Source organism: Collinsella sp. CLA-AA-H167, from assembly GCF_040095305.1.
Lineage (GTDB): Bacteria > Actinomycetota > Coriobacteriia > Coriobacteriales > Coriobacteriaceae > Collinsella.
Genome location: NZ_JBBNGA010000034.1, coordinates 1 through 5,085 on the forward strand (window position 1 = coordinate 1; position 5,085 = coordinate 5,085).

A 5,085-nucleotide genomic window follows, 5' to 3' on the forward strand; every position below is an offset into this window, starting at 1 on the left:
CGAGCACGAAGACCTTGTTCACGTCTCTCCAATCGTTTGTATTACGATACGATAATACCACGTTTCGGTAATACGAACTGATATTATCGTTGCGAAATACCAGACAACCGGAGGAGAAATACGACCGACAACGATGAGGTCGATGGTCTATGGGGCAGCAGGCGCACCCGCTGTCCCGCTATACCCCCATCCAAGCCCTCTTGAGCCTTTGCCAGCGGCTCTGCTTCTGCTCGGTGGACTCCAGCGCGAGCGTCTGCGCCGTCTCGTGGTGGAGCGCCTGAGCGCCCTGCACGGCCTTGGTGCTGTCCGCCACCGTCTCCATGAGCTTGGCTATCTGCTCGTCCTTCTTGGCGAGCTGGGCATCCTTGACGGCGAGCTGACTGATTAGGGCGGCGAGCGCCGCCGATTCCGTCGATTCACCGCCGTCGGCATCGCTGGCAGTCTTTCTGGCAAATCGTATGGCACGCTCGACGGCGGCACCCTGCGACACGCCCCACCCGGCCGAGAGTTCGACCAGTTCATCGTATATATCTTCCTCAATTCGGAATGTCTTCTTAACCTTGGCCACTGTCGGCTCCCGTCTGGCAAAGTGTCTGGTAAAGCGTATGGCACGTATTGCACCACAACGCCGGACACCGCGCAATGAGCAAGCGCCCGTCAACCGATTGAATCGCCGCCCAATGTCTCGGGACGCACCTGCTCCCCGCCCTTTGAGCGGTCTGTATCGAGAGCATGTTCCGATGCCTTCATGTCACGCACTTCGACGGCAAGCCCATCGAGTTCCGGAGCGAGCCTTTGCATTTCGGCCTTGACTGCCTTCGCCGCCGCATCGACGGCCTTGCGCTCATCCCTCGGCTTCAAACTCTCCCGCGCCCTCTCGACCGCAGCCCGGAACGCACGGCTGTCGATGACCGGGTTGTCCGCGACGCTTTCGAGGACTTGGAACGGCCGGTCGAAAATCTTGAGCGCGAAGGCGTGCGCGAGTTCTGCGATGTTCGATACAAGTGAGTCGAGCCGCGACTCGATTTCCGCGAGTGCCTTGGTGAGCGATTCGAGCTTGCGGCTTCGCCTTTCGATGAGTTGATCGAGCCGCTCGACCTCGGCCGACTTCTCGCTGATTGCGGAATCGAGTTCGGCCACCTCGCTTCGCTTCGATTCGAGCTGCGCGCTCGCGGCCGACAGGTCGCGTTGCAGTTGCTTCCATTCGGGAACATCGACGTGCCTCCTATGGCAGTCCATGCGGTCGCGCTCGATGCCGTTCCTCGATGCCGCCAGCTCAAGCTCGGCCATCATGAGGTTCTGCAAATCTGGCAGGCGGGCGAGACCGAGTGTCTTGAGCGCACCGCCCATCGACACCTGGGTCGAAAGGCCGCGCTTGCATCCCGTCGCATACGGAATCCCCGCCATGTGCATGTGCGGCGTTCCGTCCTTCTCGTCGAAATGAACGGCGATTTGGAACCACTCGATAGCGCCCTCCGTCTTTGAGCGAATCGAATCGGCGGTCTCCCTGAAAATCTCCTCGGCCCTGCCGTTGTCGAGTTCACCGCCGAACGTGTCGCGGTTCCCGATTTGCAGGACGTACTCGTAGCACGGCTTCGGGACGTTCACGCGCCCCTTGTCACCCGATTTGACCCTTGCCGAATCCTCGGAATAGGCCTTCTCGATTTTCGAGAGGTAATCGTCGATGCATCGCTCTGGATGGCCTTTCGATTTCTGCTTCGCGTTGTACGCCCTGAGCGAATCGCCGAAAACCGTCTCGTATGCTTCCGCAATCGGGGTATCGCGAATCGAGATGTTGCCGGCACTCAAGCCGGCATCGACGTTCCTCAGGTTGGCGCGATAGGCCAAATCCGTGTTGTGCCGGGCGTTGTGGGCACCGGCCGAAACCGACATCGAGAGCGCCATGTGATACCACCATCCTCCTCGCGGCGGCGGCACCGCGAGAACCTGAACATCGAATACCAAGCTGCGCGGCGGCGGCACCGCGCAAACACCCTTCACAGGCAGAGTATAGTGGCTTTGCTACTTTCTCGAAAGTAGCGCAATTGGAGAAGTGGGTATCACGTGAACATAATACCCACTTCTCCTGCGCCCTGCGGGGCACTCCGCAGCCATTCGGCTGCTGCGCGGGCTTCGCCCTTGCCGACTCCGCCACCGCGGGGTGGCTCCGCGCCCGCCTGTCGGCTCGGCTTGGCGGCACGCGGCGGCGCGTGCGTGGCGGGCAAAGGAAGGGTCGATGGGCAGCTGTGCCCATCGACCCTTGCCCCAGTCTGCTTTCGCGCTCGCCCGCCGCGTCAATTCCGCACTCGGTGAACGAGTCGGCTCAGATCCGCTTCGCGGAGCACGCCGCCCCGTGGTCACCGATTGCTGCATTGACCCGCCTGCCCGCACGTGTGGAGCGGGAAGTCGCCGTCCTAGAAAACATCCAGCGTGTAGCTCGCCATCGTATCGGTGTTTCCCTTCCCAGTCCCTAATCGAAAACGCGTTCCGGGCTGATATCCCGGATTACCTGTAGGTAGTCTTCACCCTCCGGTTCATTCATATCCTCATAGGTGCGCCATGACTTAATGTTCTGCATCACCCAAGGCTGTTTGGATAGAGTCGCGCAAACAGGGCACTGCGCCCCGAACTGCACCTCGCGGCTCTTTGCCTGCCAAGTGCCAAGACCGATGCGCACGTTTCCCATCTGCTCCGCATACTTTCCCACGCAATCGTAGAGGTCATCTACGTTGTAACCATTCCTTTTTGCCTTCTCATCATCGAACTCGATGGTGAAGCGCCAAGGCTTCGTTGCCATATCACTCACCCGCCTTGATTTCCGGCTCCGTCATATCGACGTGAACGTGCCCGTTTTCGTACCATGCACCGTCCGGTAGACCGTCGGTGTCGCACCTCCAGCCCCTCAGCCACTTGATGACGGTAGACCTCGACACGCCCAGCGCCTTTGCTATGTCCGAGTGGTTGGCATCCGGGTGCTCCCGGGCATAGGAGCGAATCAGCTCGCGCTTCTCACCGCTTCCCTTCGGCCGACCCTGCAACGCATGACCGGCGTCCTCGCTCAGAATCTCAAGGTTCGAACGCGCCATTCTGAGGTGCAGCGCCTGCTTCCTGTAGTTCCGCTTGTTTTTCGGGATCGCTATTCCCGATATCCTCTCCAAGTCCTTGATGGGGAACTTCTTGTACCGCAGGTCAAGACATTCGAGAGCGTTCTCGACCTCATGGTCGTTGCCGAACGGGTGCTCGGTGTCTACCGAATCCAGGAACGGCACCAGCGAATCCATGTCCGCCTTGACGCGCTTACGGTCGGTGATGCCGCACTTCACGGCGTATATCGCCAGAGCCATCAGGCAGAAGTACCTGTGGCTGAACGTCGCGCCCGCACGTATCTTGCGCAGCCACCAGTTGTAGAGGTCTTCCTTGGCATTCCACGAGCCGTCGGCGCGTCCGCCGCCGACGATGACCTTCTCGTACCACTCGGGGAATCTCTCCTTGGCCTGTTCGAGCGTGTACCTCGTCTCCCTCCACTTCTTCGACAGGTCTACCTGCTGTTCCGGGGGAAGGAAGTCGTTCAGCTCTTCGAGCGAGAAGGGGTGCGTGTTGACCGCGAACGCCCTGACCGTGCCGCCGTCCTTCGTCTTGCCGCCGATGACGCGGAACCCTTGGTTGATGCCCTGGTGCTGCGGGTGCTCCCATTCCCTCGACGTATGCTTGTTCCACATCCTGTCGGTCAGGTGGTACTTCATGTCCTTCAGCAGGCTCTTGGTGTTCGGGTATAGGTCGGCGGGTTCCTCGAGGACGTAGTACAGATGGACGTTATGGCCGCTCAGGATGATGTAGTTCGGCTCGGGATAGACGGGGTAGTCGCTTCGGCAGTTGTACAGGAACGCCGTGAGCGTGCCGTCATCCTGCCCGTCGAGGTCGAAAATCATAGCGCACATCTTGCTCTGCGCATCGGCGGTGTTCGCCCTGCCCCAGTAGGTGAGACCGTTCGTTATCGCCCAGTTCGCATCGCGGAACTCGGCAAGGGTCTCCTCGAACGTGTCCTCGAACAGGATGCGGCGGCGTCTCCTGTCTCCGACGAGCTTCCCGTCGCTGTCGTAATGCCCGCCGAACGAGCCGAGGATTATCGGGTTGGCCTTGTGCAGCCCACCCGGCTCGCCCTCCGTCTGGATGAAGCCATCGCCGAGCCGGAAGATGTCCGAGTAGACTTCCATGGCCGACACCTCGGAAGCCCCGTATTCGAGAAGAACAGACTCAAGAGACAACCCGCTCACCAACCCATCCCGGAAGCCCTCATAGGCACGTTATATTATCAATAGAATTATTGTACACCTAGAGCCAGAAGAAAAGACCCCCTTGGAACCCATCCCGGAAGCCCTCATAGGCACGTTATATTATCAATAGAATTATTGTACACCTAGAGCCAGAGAAAAAGGCTCCCTCTCGAAAGCCCTCCCATCCCGGAGTCAAGGTCATACAGTCCGCCTATATTATCACTGATTTTTTTACACTTTAAGCCAAAAAACAGGGGGTCGGTGCCATTCTCCGACCCCCTTACGACCGGCCTAGGCTATGGCCATAATCTCGTTGTCGCACGCCCTGCGGATGAACGCCGAGCGCGTCAGGCCGAGCCGCTTGGCGGCGTTGTCGATGGCCGTCAGCTCGGTCTCGGAGAACTTGAGCGAGGTGGTCCTCATGGCCGCCTTCGGCCTGCCGTCGATGGGCTTGCCGAACTCCCAGCCGGAGAAATCACCGGATTCGTACTTCTCGCAATCGGACTCGACCTGCTCGACGGTCGTGCCGAACATCTTGCAAAGCTCGCTGTCGTTCATGACTTCCTCCTCCCGAAGCCGAGTTCCCTCTTGATTCGTTCCTGCGGCGGGGTCTGCGCGTGCTTGATGAGCCAGTCGCCCGTGGACTCGTTCAGCACCACGACGAGCTCAATCGCCCTGCCACGGCTGTCCAGTCCGATACCGACGAACTCGGGCGGCTCGGTGCCGAGCCTTGGCATGCTGCGCTTGACGTGCTCCCACGCGAACCTCGCATCGTCCTTGCTCACGTCCGGGTGCCTTTCGGTGACCCGGT

6 protein-coding genes are annotated in these 5,085 nt (G+C 59.9%); all 6 read right to left on the minus strand.

Features of this window, described 5'->3' with window-relative positions; translation table 11 throughout:
- Positions 1 to 178 precede the first annotated feature (178 nt).
- The gene (locus AAAT03_RS09880; RefSeq protein ID WP_349103234.1) at positions 179 to 568 is read right to left on the minus strand and encodes a hypothetical protein; all 390 of its coding nucleotides are present in this window, start codon (positions 566 to 568) and stop codon (positions 179 to 181) included.
- Between the two features lie 89 nt (positions 569 to 657).
- On the minus strand, positions 658 to 1,905 hold the full coding sequence (locus tag AAAT03_RS09885; protein WP_349103235.1) for a hypothetical protein: 1,248 nt from the start codon (positions 1,903 to 1,905) through the stop codon (positions 658 to 660).
- Positions 1,906 to 2,470: 565 nt separating this feature from the next.
- Positions 2,471 to 2,797 carry a hypothetical protein gene (locus AAAT03_RS09890; protein WP_349103236.1) on the minus strand — a complete coding sequence of 109 codons (327 nt, stop codon included), beginning with the start codon at positions 2,795 to 2,797 and terminating at the stop codon, positions 2,471 to 2,473.
- Position 2,798: 1 nt separating this feature from the next.
- Entirely contained in the window at positions 2,799 to 4,214 is a 1,416-nt protein-coding gene (locus tag AAAT03_RS09895; RefSeq protein WP_349103237.1) for a helix-turn-helix domain-containing protein, read from the minus strand.
- Positions 4,215 to 4,565: 351 nt separating this feature from the next.
- The gene (locus AAAT03_RS09900; protein WP_118328862.1) at positions 4,566 to 4,832 is read right to left on the minus strand and encodes a CopG family transcriptional regulator; all 267 of its coding nucleotides are present in this window, start codon (positions 4,830 to 4,832) and stop codon (positions 4,566 to 4,568) included.
- The coding region (locus AAAT03_RS09905; protein WP_349103238.1) for a hypothetical protein at positions 4,829 to 5,085 on the minus strand (257 nt) is incomplete at its 5' end. The genes AAAT03_RS09905 and AAAT03_RS09900, both read right to left, overlap by 4 nt.